14 protein-coding genes are annotated in these 19,308 nt (G+C 57.6%); 13 read left to right on the forward strand and 1 reads right to left on the reverse strand.

The window, feature by feature from the left end; translation table 11 throughout:
- Positions 1 to 137: 137 nt before the first annotated feature.
- On the reverse strand, positions 138 to 1,154 hold the full coding sequence (locus AAAV44_RS01860; RefSeq protein WP_349114270.1) for a LacI family DNA-binding transcriptional regulator: 1,017 nt from the start codon (positions 1,152 to 1,154) through the stop codon (positions 138 to 140).
- Between the two features lie 376 nt (positions 1,155 to 1,530).
- On the opposite strand from AAAV44_RS01860, the gene AAAV44_RS01865 reads away from it, so the two are divergent.
- The 13 genes from AAAV44_RS01865 to uxaC all read left to right on the forward strand — a co-directional run bounded on the left by AAAV44_RS01865 (position 1,531) and on the right by uxaC (position 19,245).
- The gene (locus AAAV44_RS01865; RefSeq protein ID WP_349114272.1) at positions 1,531 to 4,539 is read left to right on the forward strand and encodes a glycoside hydrolase family 2 TIM barrel-domain containing protein; all 3,009 of its coding nucleotides are present in this window, start codon (positions 1,531 to 1,533) and stop codon (positions 4,537 to 4,539) included.
- Positions 4,540 to 4,542: 3 nt separating this feature from the next.
- Positions 4,543 to 4,998 carry a hypothetical protein gene (locus AAAV44_RS01870; protein WP_161145099.1) on the forward strand — a complete coding sequence of 152 codons (456 nt, stop codon included), beginning with the start codon at positions 4,543 to 4,545 and terminating at the stop codon, positions 4,996 to 4,998.
- A 153-nt stretch (positions 4,999 to 5,151) separates the two neighbouring features.
- On the forward strand, positions 5,152 to 6,615 hold the full coding sequence (locus tag AAAV44_RS01875; RefSeq protein ID WP_349114274.1) for an amino acid permease: 1,464 nt from the start codon (positions 5,152 to 5,154) through the stop codon (positions 6,613 to 6,615).
- 422 nt (positions 6,616 to 7,037) lie between these two features.
- The gene (locus AAAV44_RS01880; RefSeq protein ID WP_022094361.1) at positions 7,038 to 7,286 is read left to right on the forward strand and encodes an HPr family phosphocarrier protein; all 249 of its coding nucleotides are present in this window, start codon (positions 7,038 to 7,040) and stop codon (positions 7,284 to 7,286) included.
- Between the two features lie 188 nt (positions 7,287 to 7,474).
- On the forward strand, positions 7,475 to 7,717 hold the full coding sequence (locus AAAV44_RS01885) for a FeoA family protein (RefSeq protein WP_022094360.1): 243 nt from the start codon (positions 7,475 to 7,477) through the stop codon (positions 7,715 to 7,717).
- A gap of 40 nt (positions 7,718 to 7,757) precedes the next feature.
- Positions 7,758 to 7,979, forward strand: coding sequence for a FeoA family protein (locus AAAV44_RS01890; RefSeq protein ID WP_006234774.1), 222 nt, complete (start codon positions 7,758 to 7,760; stop codon positions 7,977 to 7,979).
- Positions 7,980 to 8,102: 123 nt separating this feature from the next.
- The gene (locus AAAV44_RS01895; protein WP_349114276.1) at positions 8,103 to 10,430 is read left to right on the forward strand and encodes a ferrous iron transporter B; all 2,328 of its coding nucleotides are present in this window, start codon (positions 8,103 to 8,105) and stop codon (positions 10,428 to 10,430) included.
- A 136-nt stretch (positions 10,431 to 10,566) separates the two neighbouring features.
- Positions 10,567 to 11,634, forward strand: coding sequence for a bifunctional glycosyltransferase family 2/GtrA family protein (locus tag AAAV44_RS01900; protein ID WP_349114278.1), 1,068 nt, complete (start codon positions 10,567 to 10,569; stop codon positions 11,632 to 11,634).
- 12 nt (positions 11,635 to 11,646) lie between these two features.
- On the forward strand, positions 11,647 to 13,896 hold the full coding sequence (locus AAAV44_RS01905; protein ID WP_349114279.1) for a glycosyltransferase: 2,250 nt from the start codon (positions 11,647 to 11,649) through the stop codon (positions 13,894 to 13,896).
- A complete protein-coding gene (locus AAAV44_RS01910) occupies positions 13,890 to 15,755 on the forward strand; it encodes a hypothetical protein (protein WP_349114281.1) in 1,866 nt (621 codons plus the stop codon). The genes AAAV44_RS01905 and AAAV44_RS01910 overlap by 7 nt, the downstream gene beginning before the upstream one ends.
- A gap of 177 nt (positions 15,756 to 15,932) precedes the next feature.
- Positions 15,933 to 16,133, forward strand: coding sequence for a hypothetical protein (locus AAAV44_RS01915; protein ID WP_035136858.1), 201 nt, complete (start codon positions 15,933 to 15,935; stop codon positions 16,131 to 16,133).
- Positions 16,134 to 16,277: 144 nt separating this feature from the next.
- Entirely contained in the window at positions 16,278 to 17,357 is a 1,080-nt protein-coding gene (locus AAAV44_RS01920; protein WP_349114283.1) for a substrate-binding domain-containing protein, read from the forward strand.
- A gap of 460 nt (positions 17,358 to 17,817) precedes the next feature.
- Positions 17,818 to 19,245, forward strand: coding sequence for a glucuronate isomerase (gene uxaC, locus AAAV44_RS01925; protein WP_055285978.1), 1,428 nt, complete (start codon positions 17,818 to 17,820; stop codon positions 19,243 to 19,245).
- The last annotated feature ends 63 nt before the right edge of the window (positions 19,246 to 19,308 follow it).

A 19,308-nucleotide genomic window follows, 5' to 3' on the forward strand; every position in this document is an offset into this window, starting at 1 on the left:
GCGACCCAGAATTCGGCAAAATAATGGGGCACAGTTTCCGGTTGAGCTGTCTAACGGAAACTGTGTCCCAGAATGAGCGCTCAAAACGGGGCAGGCTTTCCGCAACAACTGTCCGGCGGAAAGCCTGCCCCATTTTCTTATAGCGAGTCTCTCTGGATCAGCTGCGTGTGCATCACGGAGGTGGTGGGCTCGGCACCCTTGATCATGTCGAGCGCAATGTTGGCGGCCATGTGTCCTTCTTCGCGCAGGGGCTGGCGGACGGTCGTGAGCGCGGGGACGCAGCGCGCCGCAATCTCGTGATCGTCGAAGCCGACGACAGAAACGTCCGCAGGAACGGATAGGCCTGCCTCGTTGAGCGCGGTGATGACGCCAGCCGCGATACGGTCCGATCCGCAGAGCACGCCATCGAAAGTAATCTCGCGCGCGAGGATCTGGTGCATGGCCTGATAGCCGTCTCCGCTGTTCCAGCCGGTATAGATAACGTTTGCGTCTGGGAGGTCTTCGCCCAAGACGGCGCGGTAGCCGCGCAGGCGGTCGACAACAGCGGGGTTGTCTTGCGGTCCCAACACGGCGACGATATCTTTGCGCCCGCGATCCTTCATGGCGAGTGCCGCAAAATGTCCGCCCTCTTCATCGTCAGAGTAGACCGTCGAGAACACATCGCGATAGGGGTGGCCCTCGAGCTGGCCGCACAACACGGTGGGTACGCCCAGCTCGCGCAGCACCTCGAGCAGCTCACTGCCTTTGTAGGGAGAGACGTCGATCACGGCGTCGAACGAGCGGCGCTCAAAGTGCTCGCGTGCGCGGTTGCGCTCATGCGTAGAAGACGCCTGCAAGATAACGGGCAGATAGGACGACTCCGACAGTTCCTCGGTAATGCCGCTCAAAAACTCGCTATAGGTGGGGTCGCTGAAGAGTTCACTCAGAGGCTCGGTCACGAGCACGGCGATGATTTCCGTGCGCCCGACAGCGAGCGCTCGGCCACGAGCGTTGGGGACAAAATTGACTTCCTTGGCCGCCGCGCGGACGCGCTTTTTGGTTTCCTCGCTAATGCGGGGCGAATCGTTGAGGGCACGCGATGCCGTGGAGCGCGACACGCCGGCAGCTGCGGCAACCTCGGCAAGCGTAGGTGCGGTGCGAACTGGTTGGGTCATGGCGTCTCCTGGAAAATGCGGTCGATGTTGTCACTGATACGGGCTAGTGCGGATACAGCTTACTATAGTGCGCCTGAACAGCGTTCATGATATCCGGTGACCGGTGTCGTTTTGCAACCAAGCCGGAATCGAATACGTCTCGTGTGGGTGAGATATCAGCGGGCGTGGAGGTTGCCTACGAGCTTGAGAACGATGTCTTGCGCTGAGTTTCGATACTCAGGGTGACATAAGTGTCGCGGTTGTACAACCGGTTGCACCGTTAACCCGACCAAATCGACCGTTCAGCGGACAACCGGTTGCACAGTTTTTTGCATCGCCCGTAAGATAAGGACAACCGGTTGCACAAGAATCACTACGATGACGAAGGAGCATCACCATGGACACCATTAACGATTGGGAAAACCAAGCGCTCACCCATAGGAACCGCCTGGCACCCCATGCGTACTTTATGGGTTATGAGACCGCCGATCTCGCTGCAACGTACAGCCGCGAGCTGTCGCGCGGGTTTGTCCAGCTGTCCGGCTCGTGGCAGTTCCGCCTCTTTGAGGGCCCCGCTGCCGTCTCCAACGAGGAACTCTCCACGTACAAGCCCGAGTGGGATCACGTGGAGGTTCCGCACCTGTGGCAGGTGGACGGCTATGGCAATCTTGCCTATACCGACGAGGGTTTCCCGTTCCCGGTGGACCAGCCGTTCGTTCCCTCCGACGACCCCACGGGCGTCTACCAGCGCATCGTCAATCTTCCCGCTGTTCCCGCCGGCGCTCGCGAGATCATTCGCTTCGACGGCATCGAGAGCTATGGCGAGCTGTACGTCAACGGCCAGTTTATCGGCATGACCAAGGGCTCGCGCCTGTCTGCCGAGTTCGACGTGACCGACGCGCTCGTCGAGGGCGACAACCTGTTTGCGGTCAAGGTCCTGCAGTACAGCGATGGCAGCTATATCGAGGACCAGGATATGTGGTGGGCCTCGGGCATTTTCCGCGATGTGTACCTTGTGCAGCGTCCCGCCGCGCACCTGGTCGACTTTAGGTTCCGCACGCACCGCGAGGGCGATACCGCTCTGATTACGCTCGATACGGTGGCCGAGGGCGCTACCCGCGTTGTGTATACGCTCAGCGATGGCGAGAACGTGGTGGCTACGGGTGAGTGCGTCGACGGCCATGCCGAGTGCAGCGTGACCGATGCCCACTTCTGGAATCCCGAGGACCCCTTCCTCTACGACCTTACGTTTGAGGTCTACGACGGCGACAAGGTGAGCGAGTACGTCCCGCATCGCCAGGGTCTTGCCGAGGTGACGGTCGAGGGCAATCATATCTACCTCAACAGCACTTACTTTAAGATGCATGGCGTCAACCGCCACGATCACGACGATCACAAGGGCCGCGCCGTGGGCCTCGATCGCATGCGCCGCGACCTGGAGCTCATGAAGCAGCACAACATCAACGCGGTGCGCACGTCCCACTACGCCAACGACCCGCGCTTCTACGAGCTGTGCGACGAGTACGGCATCATGCTGGTCGCCGAGACCGATATGGAGAGCCACGGCTTCGAGAATATCGGCAATATCGCCCTGGTCACCGACGACCCGGCATGGGAGCCGGCCTACGTCGACCGCATTGAGCGCCTGGTGATGCAGGAGCGCAACCACGCCTGCATCATTATGTGGTCGATGGGCAACGAGAGCGGCTATGGCTGCAACATCCGTGCAATGTATGCCAAGGCTCACGAGCTCGATGGTCGTCCGGTCCACTACGAGGAGGACCGCAACGCCGATACCGTCGACGTTATCTCCACCATGTACTCCCGCGTGTCGCAGATGAACGACTTTGGTGAACATCCGTTCCCCAAGCCGCGCATCAACTGCGAGTACGGTCACTCCATGGGCAATGGCCCCGGAGGCCTGTCCGAGTACCAGGAGGTCTTCGATCGCTGGGATTGCATCCAGGGCCAGTTCATTTGGGAATGGTGCGACCACGGCTTGGCTGCTGTGACCGAGGACGGCGTTGCCTACGACATGTATGGCGGCGACAACGGCGACTACCCCAACAACAGCAACTTCTGCATCGACGGCATGGTGTTCCCCTGGCAGCAGCCGAGCCCGGGCCTCACTGAGTATGGTCAGGTCATCTGCCCGGTTCGCATGGCCTACGATGCCGAGGCGGGCGAGCTGACCGTCACCAACAAGCGTTGGTTCACCACTCTCGAGGATGTCTGCCTGTCGGCCGAGACCCTGGTGGACGGCGACGTGGTCTGCCGCAAGACGCTCATGCCCGGCGCGGTTGCCCCCGGCGCGTCCGTCAAGCTTCCGCTGGTGATTCGCGAGGCCGCGGTAGGCGAGACCCTGCTGACCGTGCGCGCCTACACCATGGCCGCTCACGTCTGGTGCGAGCCGATGTTCCAACTGGGCGCAAGCCAGTTTGCCATCGCAAACCATCCGGCGCCGGCCATCGCGGCTCCCACTCGTCCTGAGCTTACGGTCGAGGAGACTGAGCAGGAGATTCGCATTCACTCCCTCAACGGCGAGCTGACCTTCAGCAAGGTAAACGGCACCGTGAGCAAGTGGAAGGCATCCGGCCGTGACGTCATGGCCTCTGGTCCCCAGGTTGGTTTTTGGCATCCGCTCGTCGACAACCACGCCCAGGAGTACGACTCCCTGTGGAAGGACAACTTCATTGATGTAATGCAGACGTCCACCCGCAAGGTTTCTTGGAAGCAGGACGGCAATGCGGTCGTCGTTACCGTGAGCCAACGTATTGCTCCTCCCGTCCGCGCGTTCGGCATGCGCGTCGAGCTTGTCTACACCGTGCTTCCGAGCGGTCGCGTCGACCTCAAGGTTTCCGGCGAGCCCTACGGCGATTACTCGGATATCATCCCGCGCATCGGCATCTCCTTTGAGGTTCCCGGTTGTGATCGTGCCGTCGAGTGGTATGGCCACGGCCCGGGCGAGAACTATCCGGACTCGCTGCGCGCCAACCCGGTCGGTCATTACCGCACTACGGTCGACGACATGTTCACGCCCTACGTTATGCCCCAGGACTGCGCCAACCGCGAGGGTACCCGCTGGGTCGCCCTGCGCTCCAGCCACGGTGACGGTCTGGTCGTGACGCGTCCGAGCGACGCCGCTTCCAATCCGTTCTCGTTCTCCGCATGGCCCTATAGCTGCGAGGCTATCGATAACGCCAAGCATGTCTACGATCTTGTCCCGGGCGAAACGGTTACGGTCAACATCAACGACCAGCTGCTCGGCCTTGGCTCGAACTCTTGGGGTTCCGAGGTGCTCGATTCCTATCGCACCCGTTTTGAGAGCTTCAGCTTTGAGGTGTCCCTGCGACCGCTGACGTCTGCCGATCTGGCTCAGGCGCTGGCACCCATTAAGGAGGCATAAGTCATGCATATCTTTAACTCGCGTGCCGATTTCGACGCCCAGATGAAGTCCGTCAAGAAGTGGATGCGTACCGGTCAGGCACTCGACGGCGTTTCTGAACTGCAGCACGATGTGGCGTACTCTATCGGCGACTCGCTGGTGTATTGGTGGGTGAACGCCCACGAGGCGGCTACTGCCGATCTGGTCGGTCACCGTCGCTACCATGCCGTGCTCGCCCCGCTCGACGGCAATCTGACCGTTGAGGTGGCTTCCAAGGCCGATCTTACCTGTACGCGCGCCTACAGCGATATCGATGATCGCGAGCGCTTTGAGGGTACGGGGGAGACCGTGACGATTCCCGCCGGCGGCGTTGCCGTCGTCGAAATTGACGAGGCCTACCGTGTCGTGGCCGATGCCGCGGATCCCCGCGTCGTGGTACTGCACGTGACAGTCGAAGGTTATTCCTTCCCCAACAAGTAGTATTCGTCCGCCTGGACGTTTGCTTCGCGCCGTTAAGGGGGATGGCTTTGTTGACTCCCTTTTCCCCATTCCCCTTAGCAGGTGCGCCGTCCGTGTTTGCACTTGCAGCTCGGACGGTTTTAGATGACATTTAACAGATGATTGGGAGGGCTTATGAGCTCTGAAAAACGAGGAACGATTGGTTCGTTCGCTCTGCTGGGCATGACGGTCGCCGCCGTGTTCGGTATCAAGAACATCATCAACAACAACGCGGCCATCGGCTTGGCAGCTGCGCCGTCGTTCTTCTTCGCCACGCTTTTGTACTTTGTCCCCTATACCCTGGTTACCGCCGAGTTCGTCGGCCTCAACAAGGACTCCGAGTCTGGCGTGTACGCATGGGTTAAGACCTCGATGGGTGGTCGCTGGGCGTTCCTGACGGCATTTAGCTACTGGTTTGTTAACCTGTTCTTCTTTGCGTCCGTCCTGCCCAACGTCATCATCTACGCGAGCTACGTGTTCTTTGGTGCCAACGCCGAGCTTTCGCAGCTGTGGATCACCATTATCGAGATCGTCGTCTTTGCTATCGCCACGTGGGTTTCGACCAAGGGCGCTAAGTGGATCGGCTCCATTTCCTCCTTCGGTTCGACCGCGGCTCTCGGCCTGACCGCCGTGTTCATCCTGCTGTCCCTGGCTGCTGCCTTTGGCGGCGTTGAGTTCGCTACGGCTCCTACTCCCGCTAACATGGCTCCCGACATGAGCAACTTCGCAACTGCGTGGGGCTTCTTCGGTACGCTTGCCTGGATCATCCAGGGCGTTGGCGGCGCTGAGTCTGTCGGCGTGTTCCTTAACGACCTTAAGGGTGGCGTCAAGGCCTTCGTGCGCACCGTCGTTATCGCCGGCCTGACCATCGGCCTTCTGTATGCAGGCGCTTCGCTGCTGGTTAACCTGTTCATCCCCGAGGGCGGCGTTGCCATCTCCACCGGTATCTTCGACGTATTCGGCGCAGTCTTTGCCCACTTTGGCATTCCCATGGAAGTGTCTACGCGCGCCATCGGCTTGATCCTTCTCGCCGCTACGCTGGGCTCCCTCATGATGTGGACCTCCGCTCCCATCAAGGTGTTCTTCACCGAGATTCCCAAGGGCGTCTTTGGTAGCAAGATCGTCGAGCTCAATGAGCACGGCATTCCTGCCCGCGCTGCTTGGCTGCAGTTCGCCATCGTCGTCCCCATCCTGATCATCCCGGCCCTGGGCTCCGGCAACCTCGACGACCTGCTCATGATCGTCACCAACATGACGGCTGCCACCGCTCTGCTCCCGCCGCTGCTGATTCTGCTTGCCTACTTTATGCTGCGCAAGAACTTCGACGCCGCTCCCCGTGACTTCCGCATGGGCTCGCGCAGCTTTGGCCTGGTCGTTGCCGCATTCCTGCTTGTGGTCTTCTGCTTCGTGCTTATCTGCGGCACCATTCCGCTCGATCAGCCGCTGTGGCTGACGCTGGTCTACAACGTTGGCGGTGTGGTTGTCTTCCTGGGCCTTGCCGTGATGTGGTACAACCGCTATATCAACCGTCTGCGCGAGACCGATCCCGAGGCTGCTGAGAACGAGCTTCGCCCCTCCGTCCTCGACATGATGGAGTAGCGGCTAGGATTAATCTACGGCTGTGGAATAAATCGATTCCCTTTCCTAAGGAGGGGCCTTACGAGGCCCCTCCTTTTGTGTTTTGGAGCATGGTTTTGGACCCTGTGGTCAAAAAATACCAAATATGAGTACTGTTGCAAAAGAGGTGTCATATTTTTCGGCCTGCTCTGAGCGAAAATGGGCTCATAATCAATTTATCTGGCCCCCTTTAAAGGGCGTTTGACGGCTTTCAACCTCTTCGAATCGCTCAAATTAGGCAATTTGCTCTCGATTTTGCTGCTACTAAATTGGTGACAGTACTCATATTTGCCACTTTTTGACCACGAGGTGTTCAGAGGGGCTCTCGAGAAGCATCTAACGGTACAATAGCTACCACGTGGCTGGGTTTTGCCGGCCGAATGTGCGATGTCGTGGGAGGGGACATGGTCGAGTTTACAAAGACGATTAAAGATCCGTTGGGATTACATGCCCGCCCGGTTGCGCTGCTCTATGACATCATTGCCAAGCATCGTAGCGACGTGTCAGTCAGCATCGGTGATCGCCACACGGACGGCCGCGATGTCATGGGACTCATGGCTCTCTACGGCGAGTGCGGCGAGGACATCATCTTCCGCGTTTCGGGCGTAGATGAGGCCTCCTGTGTCACATCGATCAGAAATCTCTCGCTTTAAGCATGACAGGGCGTGGTAAAGGATGGTCCTTTGCCGCGCCCTTTTGTTTCGTATAGGAAACTTTTTCGAAATCTGAATGGGGACCCTTTCCAAAAAGTTAACCACGTGCTAGTTTACTATAGCGAACATAGACGTGGTTAACTTTTAACGCGTCGATGTTGAGGACGAACTGACGTTAGGAGCCACTCATGTCTTGCGGACCGCAGATGCCGGCCATGCCGCTTTCGATGGTAAAAGCGGGCGAAACCGTGCGCGTGTCTCGTGTAAAGGGCAATGAGGATATGAAGCACCACCTCAAGGATCTCGGCTTTGTCGAGGGCAACGAAATCCACGTGGTGAGCTCGAGTGGCGCCAATATCATCGTCACGGTGCTGGGCGCACGCTTTGGTATCGATTCCAAGGTTGCCATGCACATCATGACCGTCGGTTAGTCGACGGTATTTCTGTACGCACTGAAAGGGGGACAAGTAAATGAAGACGTTGGGTGACGTTAAGGTGGGCGAGAGCTCCACCATCGTCAAGCTTCACGGTGAGGGTGCGCTTCGCCGCCACCTTATGGACCTGGGGCTCATTAAGGGCACTTCGTTCAAGGTCGTAAAGGTTGCACCGCTCGGTGATCCGGTCGAGATCAACGTGCGCGGCTACGAGCTTTCCATCCGCAAGGAGGAGGCCGCCGTCGTCGAGGTCCAGTAAGGACTCGCGGCGCATATTTCTGCAGATAAAGTTAGGTTTTTCTAACTTAATGCAGCGTCTTTGAAGCACATTATCCAGCCTGCGCGGAGAAAGCAGCGCGGGCACACAAGGAAGAAGGATTGAATGGCGGATTCTCAGATCCATGTCGCGCTGGCGGGCAACCCCAACTGCGGCAAGACCACGCTTTTCAACCTGATCACCGGCGCCAACGGCTACGTTGGCAACTGGCCCGGCGTCACGGTTGAGAAAAAGGAGGCCAAGCTCCTAAGCGACAAGAACGTTACCATCACGGACCTCCCTGGCATCTACTCGCTTTCCCCCTACAGCCCCGAGGAGCAGTGCTCGCGCGATTACCTCATGAGCGGCGAGCCCGATGTGGTCGTTCAGGTGGTCGACGCCACCAACCTCGAGCGTAACCTGTACCTGGCGCTTCAGGTCATCGAGACCGGCCTGCCTGTGGTCGTTGCCCTCAACATGGCCGACTTGGTCGAGAAGAACGGCGACAAGATCGACACGGACAAGCTTTCCAAGAAGCTCGGTTGCCCGGTCATGATGATCTCGGCTCTTAAGAACAAGGGCATCAAGGAACTCTTCGAGCAGGTCAAGAAGTCCGCTGCTTCTAAGGGCCAGGTGCCGGAGCACAAGTTCGATTCCTCCATCGAGGACGTTCTGGACCACATCGAGAATAACCTGCCTGCGAGCGTTCCCGCCAACAAGCGTCGCTACTACGCGGTCAAACTGTTTGAGCGCGACGCGGACGCCTGCAAGCTCATCAACCTCACCAAGGAGAAGGCCGCTCGCGTGGAGGAGCTGGTCGCCCAGTGCGAGCAGGACTGCGACGACGATGCCGAGTCCATCATCACCGGTGAGCGCTATGGCGTCATCGCGCACATCATCGATGAGTGCCTCACTAAGGCTCCGGCCAAGATGAGCACCTCCGAGAAGATCGACCGCGTGGTTACCAACCGTATCCTGGGTCTGCCGATCTTTGTGGTCATCATGTTCTGCGTGTACTACATCGCCGTTTCTACCTTGGGCGGCACGGTGACCGACTTCACCAACGACCAGCTCTTCGGCACCGACGGCTGGTACGTGCTCGGTCAGGGCCGCGACGCCTACGACGCGGCCGTCGAGGCTGCGGGCGACAATGCCGACTCGGTCGACCCGGCACAGTACGGCCCCTATGTCCCCGGCATCACCACCGTGGTGCACGACGCCCTTGTGGCGGGCGGCACCGAGGACGGTGGCCTGGTCGATTCGCTGGTCTGCGACGGCATCGTCGGCGGCCTGGGCGCCATCTTCGGCTTTGTGCCGCAGATGTTCCTGCTGTTCGTCATGCTGTCCTTCCTGGAGGACTGCGGCTACATGGCCCGCGTCGCCTTCATCATGGACCGCGTGTTCCGCCGCTTTGGCCTGTCCGGTAAGTCCTTCATTCCTATGCTCGTGTCCTCGGGCTGCGGCGTTCCCGGCGTCATGGCTACCAAGACCATCGAGAACGAGAAGGACCGCCGCATGACGGTCATGACCACCACGTTCATTCCCTGTGGCGCCAAGCTGCCGATCATCGCCCTGCTCATGGGTTCCATCATCGGCGATTCTTCCACCACCGCCGCGTGGATCAGCCCGCTCTTCTACTTCCTGGGTGTCTTTGCCGTCATTGCTTCGGGCCTCATGCTCAAGAAGACCAAGCTCTTCGCCGGTCGCCCGACGCCGTTTGTTATGGAGCTTCCTGCCTACCACTTCCCGGCGATTCGCTCTTGGGCGTTGCATGTGTGGGAGCGCTGCTGGGCCTTTATCAAGAAGGCCGGCACGGTCATCTTCGCGTCCACTGTCGTGGTTTGGTTCCTGTCCAACTTTGGTAGCTACAACGGTTCCTTTGGCTTCCTGCCTGCGATGGACGGCATCCCCGAGGAGTTCATGGACTACTCCGTGCTTGCCATGCTGGGCAACCTGGTCGCCTGGATCTTCGCCCCGCTCGGCTTTAGCACCTGGCAGGCAACCGCGCTGACCGTCTCGGGCCTTGTGGCTAAGGAGAACGTCGTCGCAACCGCCGGTTCGCTGCTGTCCGTCGCCGACGCCGGCGAGACTGACCCGAGCCTGTGGACCGCGTTCGCCGGCATGTTCCCGACCATGGGCGCTTGCGTTGCCTTTGGCGCTTTCAATCTGCTGTGCGCTCCGTGCTTTGCCGCCATAGGTACTATTCGCAACCAGATGGATTCCGGCAAGTGGACTGCGATTGCCATCGGCTATGAGTGCGCCTTTGCTTGGGTAATCGGCCTGTTCATCAACCAGTTCTACAACCTGTTTGTGTTGGGACAGTTTGGTATCTGGACGATTGTGGCCATCGTGCTGCTGGTTGCGATGCTCTTCCAGATCTTCCGTCCCATGCCCAAGCATGCATGGACCGACGAGGACGAGACCAACGCTGCCTCCGCCGCAGTTTCCGCTTAAGTCCGAATAAGGATTAACCCCTTTCCACGAGCCCGGGTGTCCCAGCGACACTCGGGCTTTTGTTTTAACCGCTAGGCAATTTCGTTATAATCGACGTCCGCAAATCGATTCATTATGTTGGAGAATCCATTTGATCATGGCAGATATCGACAATAGGATAGCTTTGGTGATTCCCGCGTATGAGCCGAGTGGTCGGCTGGCCGCACTACTTGAGGAGCTCGTGCTCTTATGGCCGGGACCGATCGTTGTGGTGGATGACGGGAGCAGCGCGTCCTGTTCTGTGGTGTTTGACCGCGCCCGCGCGCTTGGTGCTACGGTTCTTGTCCACGGGCTCAACCGCGGCAAAGGTGCGGCTCTCAAGACTGCCTTTTCTTATCTCTTGGAACAGGTCCCGACTGTTGCGGGGGCCGTCACGGCAGATGCCGATGGTCAGCATTTGCCTGCCGATATCCGCGCCGTTGCGCGCGAACTCGGTCTGCACCAGGACTCGTTGGTGCTTGGCTGTCGCCGATTTGACGGTAATGGCGTTCCTGCGCGCAGTAAGCTCGGTAACAATTTTATGCTTGGGGCCATGCGCGTGCTCTGCGGTGTCGATGTGAGTGATACGCAGACGGGCTTACGTGGCCTTCCGGCGTCGCTTATGCGCCGTATGCTCGCTGTGGTGCGAGACGGATATGAGTTCGAGACAGAGATGCTTGTGCTGGCGCGGCGTGCGGGTGGCATCTTCGAGGTTCCCATTACCACGGTCTACGAGGGTGACAACGAGGCATCACATTTCCGTCCCGTTGTTGATTCGCTTCGCGTGCTCGGTGTCTTATTCTCTGCGTTTGCGCGCTATACGCTCTCTTCGCTCTGCACATCGTTGTTGGATTGGGCACTGTTCTCTGCGCTCGTACTCCTATGGTCGCATGGTGTCGCGACCAGCGCAGCCATCGTGTGGGCAACCGTCGTTGCGCGGGTCGTCTCGGCATTTGTCAACTATATGCTGAATCGAAATATCGTCTTCAAAGCGGATAATTCCAGCTGTTCTCGGAGCCTTTGCCGCTATATTGCCCTGTGCGCAGCTTGTATGTTGGCGAGCGCAGCTCTCGTCCTCTTGATTTCCGTTGCACTGCCCATACCGGTCTTCATCATCAAACCGTTTGTTGATACGGCATTGTTCTTTGCTAACTACCGTATCCAGCAGTCATGGGTCTTTGAATAGGGGGATGATTCCGTGAACGTTCATGAGCTTAAGAAAGCCAAGAAAAGCGTGGTGGAAAAACAGGGGGCATGGAAGCGCGATGTGACGACCTTTATCGTCACTGCAGTCCTTATGGTCATCTATCTGCTATGGCGTCTGCTGTTCACCCTGCCGTTTGATCAGGGGATTCCCCAGATGGTTTTTGCGGTCTTGCTGCTCATCGCTGAGACAGTAACCGCGTTTACGACCTTCGAACTTTACTACCGCAAGGTTAAGGCCGACAGCGGACATCTCGTTATGCCGAAAATCTTGCCCGAAGACTATCCCGACGTTGACGTGGTAATCGCTACGCACAACGAGCCGACTGACGTGTTGTTCAAGACGGCGAACGCCTGTACCTACATGGACTATCCCGATCGTTCTCGGGTGCACGTCTATTTTGCTGACGATGGCTGCCGCAAAGAGGTCGCTTCCCTTGCGGCTGAACTTGGGATTGGTTATATCCCCTGCGAGGATAACAAGTATGCCAAATCGGGCAACCTCAACAACGCGTTAAGGCACACGACTTCACCGCTGATCGCGACGTTCGATGCCGACATGATTCCGCGTAGCAGCTTTCTCGTAGATACCGTGCCCTATTTCTTGCTGCCTCGCTATATTCAGGATGGCGCGACCGGCGCATGGCGTTATCGTTCCGAGGACGAACTCAATGAGGACCTTAAAGTCGGTCTGATTCAGACGCCGCAAAGCTTCTATAATCTCGATCTTTTTCAGTTCAATCTGTACGCCGAGGACAAGATTCCTAATGAGCAAGATTTCTTCTCACGCGAGGTAAACCAGATGCGCAACTCGTCCAACGCCTGCGCATACACCGGTAGCAATGCCGTGATTTCGCGCGCCGGTATGGAGGAGATTGGCGGGTTTCCGTATCATACGATTACCGAAGATTTTGAGACGAGCTGTCGTCTGCAGATGGCGGGTTATATTACCTATGCCACTGATAAGGTCGAAGCTCACGGCCTCTCGACGACGGATGTGCGCTCGATGGTGCACCAACGCATCCGCTGGGCGCGCGGTGTGATTCAGAGCATCCAAAACACGGGTGTCATCTTTTCCCGCAAGATTTCTTTTTCCGCGCGCATTACCTATCTGTGCAGTTTTCTGTACTGGTGGTCATTCTTCAACCGCATCATCTTCATTCTTGCGCCCATTATGTTTGCCTTGTTTGACTTCCAAGTGGTTAACTGCACACTCTGGCAGTTACTAATTTTTTGGCTGCCGAGCTATTTCTTTTATAGCAGGTCTATGAAATTGCTTTCGAGCAATGTTCGCAGTCAGAAATGGAGTCAAATCATCGACACCACGCTGGCGCCATCACTTATTATTCCCGTATTTCTTGAGACGCTCGGTATCCGCGAGACCAAGTTCAAAGTTACGCGTAAAGACAAGACGACCAATCGCAGCGGTAGCCTGTGGAACATGCTCCCACACCTGTTGCTCGTGGTGCTCTCGGTTGCAGCTATTATCAGATTTACATGGGGAAAGTATGGCATGGCGCTCGTGTACAGTTCCGTGATCATCTATTGGTTGTGCTACAACTTGATTGCCCTTTTGTATGCTATTGCCTTTTCGGGTGGTCGGTCCATGCCGCGCAAGAGTACTCGCATCTCCGTAGACGAACCTGCGGTGCTGACGGCGCTGCCGGTTGAGGATGAGTGGTCGAAGCTAACCGAGGGCACCGGCGAAGCCGTGGCCGAAGGTGGCGTTTTCCCCGATTGCAGTTCGGACGAGACGGATGACGAAGGCCCTGTGGGTGTTTTCGCGGGGCGTGCCATCAACATGTCAGACGGTGGTGTACTCGTGCGCATCGATGATTCCTTTCCCGAGGAGCTGCGCAGCTTTGCGGTGCGCTTGGGAGATGGTCGCTATTGCACATGCGTTTCTGGTAGGCTTGTGCGCCTCTTTCAATCCAAATGTGGCGATGATGAGTCGTGGTACGCGGCGCTTCGAATCGAGCACCGCTCGCTCGAGGAGCGTCGCATCTATGATCAGCTGCTGTACGATCGCGAAACGGGCATCGCCGAGGAGCTTGATAGCTGGAACACCACCTATGACGATATCGTGCGTATTGTCCGCATGAGGATAAGGGCGCTTCTTTCGCGTTACCGCGTATGGAGATCCCGCCGCCGCTCCAGGCGTGATAGCGATCGATGCGGCGATTCACGGGATGCGGAGCGGACCAGTCACGATTCTGCTCATGTCGAAGGAGATGCTGCATGCTGATTATTGCTGCCTTCGGCCGTGCGGTGCTGTTCCTGCTAGCGCTCTTCGGTCTGTGCTATTGGATCCATCGTTTGACCGAGACGGATGTGCATTTCGCTCCCGTGTGTGCCTTGTGTGTCATGGGGGTCGTCACGTATGCCGGTGGAATCGTGGGCGCGCTTGCCCCTGCCACCTGGGGGGTGGTTGTGGTGGGCGCCATCGCCGGTGCAGCGGCAATGCCCTGTCTCCATGGTCGTGGTCTTGCTAGATTGCCCTTTGGTCTCCCTGACGCGTGTTTTCTCCTAGGTATGTTGATCTTTCTGTGGCCCCTGCTGTCGGCGCGTCTCGAGCATTACGATAACTTTACGCATTGGGCTATAGCGCTCAAGGTCATGCTGGAGACGGGGGCTTTCCCCACGGCGTCAAGTGGTCTCGTTGAGTTTTTCAACTATCCGCTCGGCACAACTTCACTGCTGTACTGCGCATGCACGTTTTTAGGCCATGCCGAGGGAACAATGCTCGTTGTTCAGGCAGCCTTTATCTTCTCATGTTTTTATGCTGTTCTTGGTATTGTGCGCAATCGCCGTTCGTTTCTGCCATATGCGGTGTTAGGGGCTGGCTGCTCGCTCCTTACGTTTTTCAATGTAACGATTCGCATTAATAACCTTTTGGTTGATTTCGTGCTCCCGGCCCTCACGATGGCGTGCTGGGCAGTCGTGGATCGTTATAACGGTGATGTTCGCCGCGAGCTCAAGTTGCTCGTGCCGTTGATGGCGGAGCTCATAGTGGTGAAGTCGACGGGCGTCGTATTCGTTGCATTTGTGCTCGCTTACCATTTAGCGCGCGGACACGTTGCTCTCAGGAATCGCAGCTGGAACGCTCGCCTGCGCTGGTTTGGTGCAACTGCCGTCGCAGGTGTTTTGGGTTTTTCCACTTATCTGATGTGGAGTTGGCACATGGCCACGGCGCTCGCGGGCGTCAAGAATAAGTTCGATGTGGGCGATGCTGCTCACGCGGCGGTGGTCGGCGGTAAGAATACTGCCCAGATCGCGCAGGTCGTCTCGACGTTTTTTGCGACCTCCATCGATTTAACTACCAGGCCTGCGCTCGGTTTCCTGCTCGGCAACTTGGCTGTTGTCGCATTGCTAGCGGCTGCTCGGTGGCGCTTTGGGCATCAGTTGACACATGTGCGCCGCGCACTGGTTGCGCTTGATTTCATGACAATTGTTTACTATGTGGGTATTCTCGCCATGTACATTTTCTCGATGCCAATGGACGAGGCCTTGAGGCTTGCTGGATTCGATCGTTATGCTTGCAGCATCATTGCATTGTTTGTCGGTGGCCTGGCGATGGCAGTTACCGTTGAGCTTGAGGGGCAGATGAAATTCCGGTCCGATGGTTCCCCCTGCCATGCAACGCCGTTACATAAGCGGCGATACCAACAGGTTGTAATGGGCTGCATCGCCTTGTCGCTTGGCCTTTTGACGAGTGAATACAACGGCATGCTATTCAATGCAAAGACATACGACACTTCGCTTCCGGCGACGGTCCGAGATGTCGTCGGTGATCGCTGGCCGGCATCGGGTAAAGAAGACGGTGCTCGTTATTTGCTGTTCGGTTCCGATCGCGATGGGCTTATGACTTCGTACTACTTCACGTATGTGGCTCGATATTATTTGTTTGCCCCGCATTCCGATGCCATATGCGCGTTCTATGAGCCCAATATGGATAACCTTCTGTCGGGTTATGACAAGCTCATCGTAATCGAGTCCAATTCTGCGGAGATGGGTCTACTTAAAAAGCATTATGGCGTTACAGGCAAGGTCGGCGTCTATCGTATCGAGAAAAATAGCACCAGGGTAAACCTTATTGCTGAGTGAGGCAGCGAGATGAGCTCTATGATCATGATTTCACCCATTCCGGATAGGTTGCCTTGTACCAATGTGGTGGGGAGATGTGGCGTTTCCGCAGATAAAACCGACCAAAATAAACCTGTCCCTTTTTGGTAGGTGGAGAATGGGTTAAAGTAAGTGATGGTTAACTAAAGGAGGCTTGCTATGGCACCTATCGATATTGTTGTACTGGCTGTTATCGGTATTGCGTTTGTTGCCGTGTGCGTGCGCATCTACCGCAAGGGCACCTGCGCCGACTGCGCTCAGGGTGGCGTTTGCACGGGGCATTGCTCCAACAAAAAGACGTGCGCTGCACTTAAGGGCGTAGACAAAATCGCCGAAGACTTGGGTCGCGGTATCAAATAAGGTCCGGACATCCAAGCGCTCCGCGGGCATCCGTTCGCGGGGCGCTTTGTGCATTTGAGGGAGAGCACGGCGAGTCGAAGAGTATTTTTGGGGTATCGTTAACTGGACTATTAATTGGCAACTTATCTATAACGGAGTAACCGCATGAGCGCTCGCGTAACCATGAAGGACATAGCCGCCGAGCTTGGCGTTTCCATCAATACCGTGCACAAGGCTCTGACGGGAAAGGCCGGCGTGAGCGAATCCGTGCGCGCCAAGGTGAACGCTAAGGCCGAGGCCATGGGCTATCACCGCAACACAAGTGCCTCAAGCCTGCGCCGCAAGGATATCAATCTGGTGTTTTGCCTGCCCCGCGCATCGCGCGAGGGAGCGTACTTTTTCCGTTACCTGTGGGAAGGCTGCAATCGCTTTGAACAGGAGGTCATCGACCGGGGCATTACGGTTGAGCGCGTTGAATTTGGCGTGGGCGGCTACGCTGATGCACTCGAGCAAATCGACGAGCGTCTGCAGGTGGGCGAGAAGATTGATGGCTTGCTCGCCTATGCGCCGGGCGACGATCGTGCGACTGAGCTTTTGGGGCAGATCGCCGAGGCGGGCGTGACGATTGAGCTTGTCGACGGCGACCGTCCGCATTTGAATCGTTTGGGTGCGAGCTTGGCCGATTATTCGACGGCAGGCAGCCTTATGGCCGAGCAGGCGGCAAACCTGGTCCATGCTTCTGGGGCCGACGCCCGCGTGCTCCTTTTGACGGGCGACCCATATACCGATTCGCACTATCTAACCGCCCGCGCCTTCCACAATTACCTGCGCGAACGTGATATTCCATGGCAGGTTGAGGATCTTGCAGGTGCCCATGCGCAAGTCAAACAACTCGAGCATGAGCTCGAAAAGCGCTTGAGTGCGCCGGACGCCCCCGAACTTATCTGTAGCGTTTTTGCCGTTGGTTCCGAAGTGGTTGCCGACGCGCTCGTCTCGACCGGCAAGGCCGGTCAGGTCATGGTGATCGGCAACGACCTGTTTCCCGAAAGTGCTCTGGCCTTGCGCCGCGGTATCTTTACCAATATTGTCTATAAGGACCCGACGAGCCTGGCGTATCGCGGCGCTAAGACGCTGGGCGATTATCTGCTGTGGGGAAGGACCCCGACGGTGTCCGTCCAGAAGGGTGCCGTCGAGATGGTATTTGCCAGCAATGTCGACCGCTACTGCGAACTTGCGGGTATTTAGCCGATTGAGCAGGTACCCCCTCTTGCGACGTGCATTTTTGGGAGTATTCAGCATTGGCATGCCCTGAATGAGGTGCAGAACGACTGTTTTAAGTGCCCCCGATGGCGTAATTTGCCATCGGGGGCACTTTTTATGCCGATCGGGCGCTATCTGCGTTCCAAATAGGACGCTGAGGATGGCGCACGGCGCGCTCCAATGCTGAATACTCCCAAAAATGTACGTCGGGACATGACCCACCTGAGCAAAAGCGCTCAAGTTCGGTGTTCGGGGACGCCAACCGGTCCGCAATGCATGCAAGTCACAGCTCCGGCAACCGTTGAACGGGCAAAACCTACCGTTCACCCCATGGTTGTTAGGTGAACGTTCACCTTTTGAGTCGTAATGGATTAGTATGGTGAACGTTCACCTAGAGGATGACGAGCGTATTGTGCGCCCGCTCCGCAAACAAAGGGGCTGTTTGATGAAAAACTTTATGGACGATCAGGATTTCCTGCTGAGCACTAAGACCGGCGAGGAGCTGTTCCACAACTTTGCCGAGGGCATGCCCATCGTCGACTACCACTGCCACATTTCTCCCAAGGAGATTTGGGAGGACAAGCGTTTCGAGAACATCACCGAGGTTTGGCTGGGCGGCGACCACTACAAGTGGCGCCTGATGCGTGCCAACGGCGTCGACGAGCGTTTTATCACTGGCGACGCCCCTGCTCGCGAGAAGTTCCAAAAATGGGCCGAGACCCTGGGTCGCTGCGTTGGCAACCCCGTCTTTGAGTGGAGCCACCTGGAGCTTAAGCGCTACTTTGGCTACGAGGGCGTCCTCAACGGCAAGACTGCCCAGGAGGTCTGGGACCTTGCCAACGCCAAGCTCGCTGAGGCTAGCTTTACCTGCCGCAACCTGATCAAGCAGTCCAACGTCCGCATGATCTGCACTACCGACGACCCCGCCGACAGCTTTGAGTGGCACAAGAAGATTGCCGCCGACGACAGTTTTGACGTCCAGGTCGTTCCCGCCATGCGCCCCGATGCCGCCCTGCGCATCGAGCGTGGCCAGGAGTTCGCCGACTACTGCAAGCACCTTTCCGAGGTTGCCGGCGTTGAGGTCAGCGACTTCGAGGGCATGAAGGCCGCCATCTCCAAGCGCTACGACGTTGCTCACGAGCTGGGCTGCCGCGCTTCCGACCACGCGCTCGACTACGTTATGTACGCCCCGGCTACCGCCGAGGAAATTGAGGCTATCTTTGCCAAGGGCCTTGCCGCCGAGCCGCTTACCGAGGACGAGGTCCTCAAGTACAAGACGGCCTTCATGCAGTTTGTCGCCGGCGAGTATGTGCGCCTTGGCTGGGCCATGCAGCTGCACTTTGGTTGCAAGCGCGACAACAACCGTGCCATGTTTGCCAAGCTCGGTCCCGATACCGGCTACGACTGCATCTCCAATTACACGCCGTCCGACCAGCTCGCTGATTTCCTCAACTCCATTCAGGAGACCTGCGGTCTGCCCAAGACCATCCTGTACAGCCTGAACCCCATCGACAACACCATGATCGATACCGTCATGGGCTGTTTCCAGGAGGCCCCGACCGCCGGCAAGATCCAGAACGGTTCCGCCTGGTGGTTCAACGACAACGAAGTCGGCATGCGCGAGCAGCTCACCGCCCTTGCCAACGAGGGCGTTCTGGGCAACTTCGTCGGCATGCTCACCGACTCCCGTTCCTTCCTGTCCTATCCGCGCCACGAGTACTTCCGTCGCGTGCTGTGCAGCGTGATCGGCGAGTGGGTCGAGCAGGGCAAGTACCCGGCCGACATGGAGCTGCTGGGCACCATCGTGCGCGACATCAGCTACAACAACTCCGTTCGCTACTTTGGCTTTGACCTGGACACCGTCGAGGCCTAAATCCAAACCTGGTTCCGGGAGCGCCGTTGCCACACGCGGCGCCCCCGTTTTGCTTGCACGCTA

It is taken from the genome of Collinsella sp. CLA-AP-H1, assembly GCF_040092945.1.
GTDB lineage: Bacteria > Actinomycetota > Coriobacteriia > Coriobacteriales > Coriobacteriaceae > Collinsella.

What these genes read in the sequence shown, in the direction of transcription:
- AAAV44_RS01860 (WP_349114270.1), bottom strand. Translation starts at nt 1,154, where the DNA reads ATGACCCAACCAGTTCGCACCGCACCTACGCTTGCCGAGGTTGCCGCA.
- AAAV44_RS01865 (WP_349114272.1), top strand. Translation starts at nt 1,531, where the DNA reads ATGGACACCATTAACGATTGGGAAAACCAAGCGCTCACCCATAGGAAC.
- AAAV44_RS01870 (WP_161145099.1), top strand. Translation starts at nt 4,543, where the DNA reads ATGCATATCTTTAACTCGCGTGCCGATTTCGACGCCCAGATGAAGTCC.
- AAAV44_RS01875 (WP_349114274.1), top strand. Translation starts at nt 5,152, where the DNA reads ATGAGCTCTGAAAAACGAGGAACGATTGGTTCGTTCGCTCTGCTGGGC.
- AAAV44_RS01880 (WP_022094361.1), top strand. Translation starts at nt 7,038, where the DNA reads ATGGTCGAGTTTACAAAGACGATTAAAGATCCGTTGGGATTACATGCC.
- AAAV44_RS01885 (WP_022094360.1), top strand. Translation starts at nt 7,475, where the DNA reads ATGTCTTGCGGACCGCAGATGCCGGCCATGCCGCTTTCGATGGTAAAA.
- AAAV44_RS01890 (WP_006234774.1), top strand. Translation starts at nt 7,758, where the DNA reads ATGAAGACGTTGGGTGACGTTAAGGTGGGCGAGAGCTCCACCATCGTC.
- AAAV44_RS01895 (WP_349114276.1), top strand. Translation starts at nt 8,103, where the DNA reads ATGGCGGATTCTCAGATCCATGTCGCGCTGGCGGGCAACCCCAACTGC.
- AAAV44_RS01900 (WP_349114278.1), top strand. Translation starts at nt 10,567, where the DNA reads ATGGCAGATATCGACAATAGGATAGCTTTGGTGATTCCCGCGTATGAG.
- AAAV44_RS01910 (WP_349114281.1), top strand. Translation starts at nt 13,890, where the DNA reads ATGCTGATTATTGCTGCCTTCGGCCGTGCGGTGCTGTTCCTGCTAGCG.
- AAAV44_RS01915 (WP_035136858.1), top strand. Translation starts at nt 15,933, where the DNA reads ATGGCACCTATCGATATTGTTGTACTGGCTGTTATCGGTATTGCGTTT.
- AAAV44_RS01920 (WP_349114283.1), top strand. Translation starts at nt 16,278, where the DNA reads ATGAGCGCTCGCGTAACCATGAAGGACATAGCCGCCGAGCTTGGCGTT.
- uxaC (WP_055285978.1), top strand. Translation starts at nt 17,818, where the DNA reads ATGAAAAACTTTATGGACGATCAGGATTTCCTGCTGAGCACTAAGACC.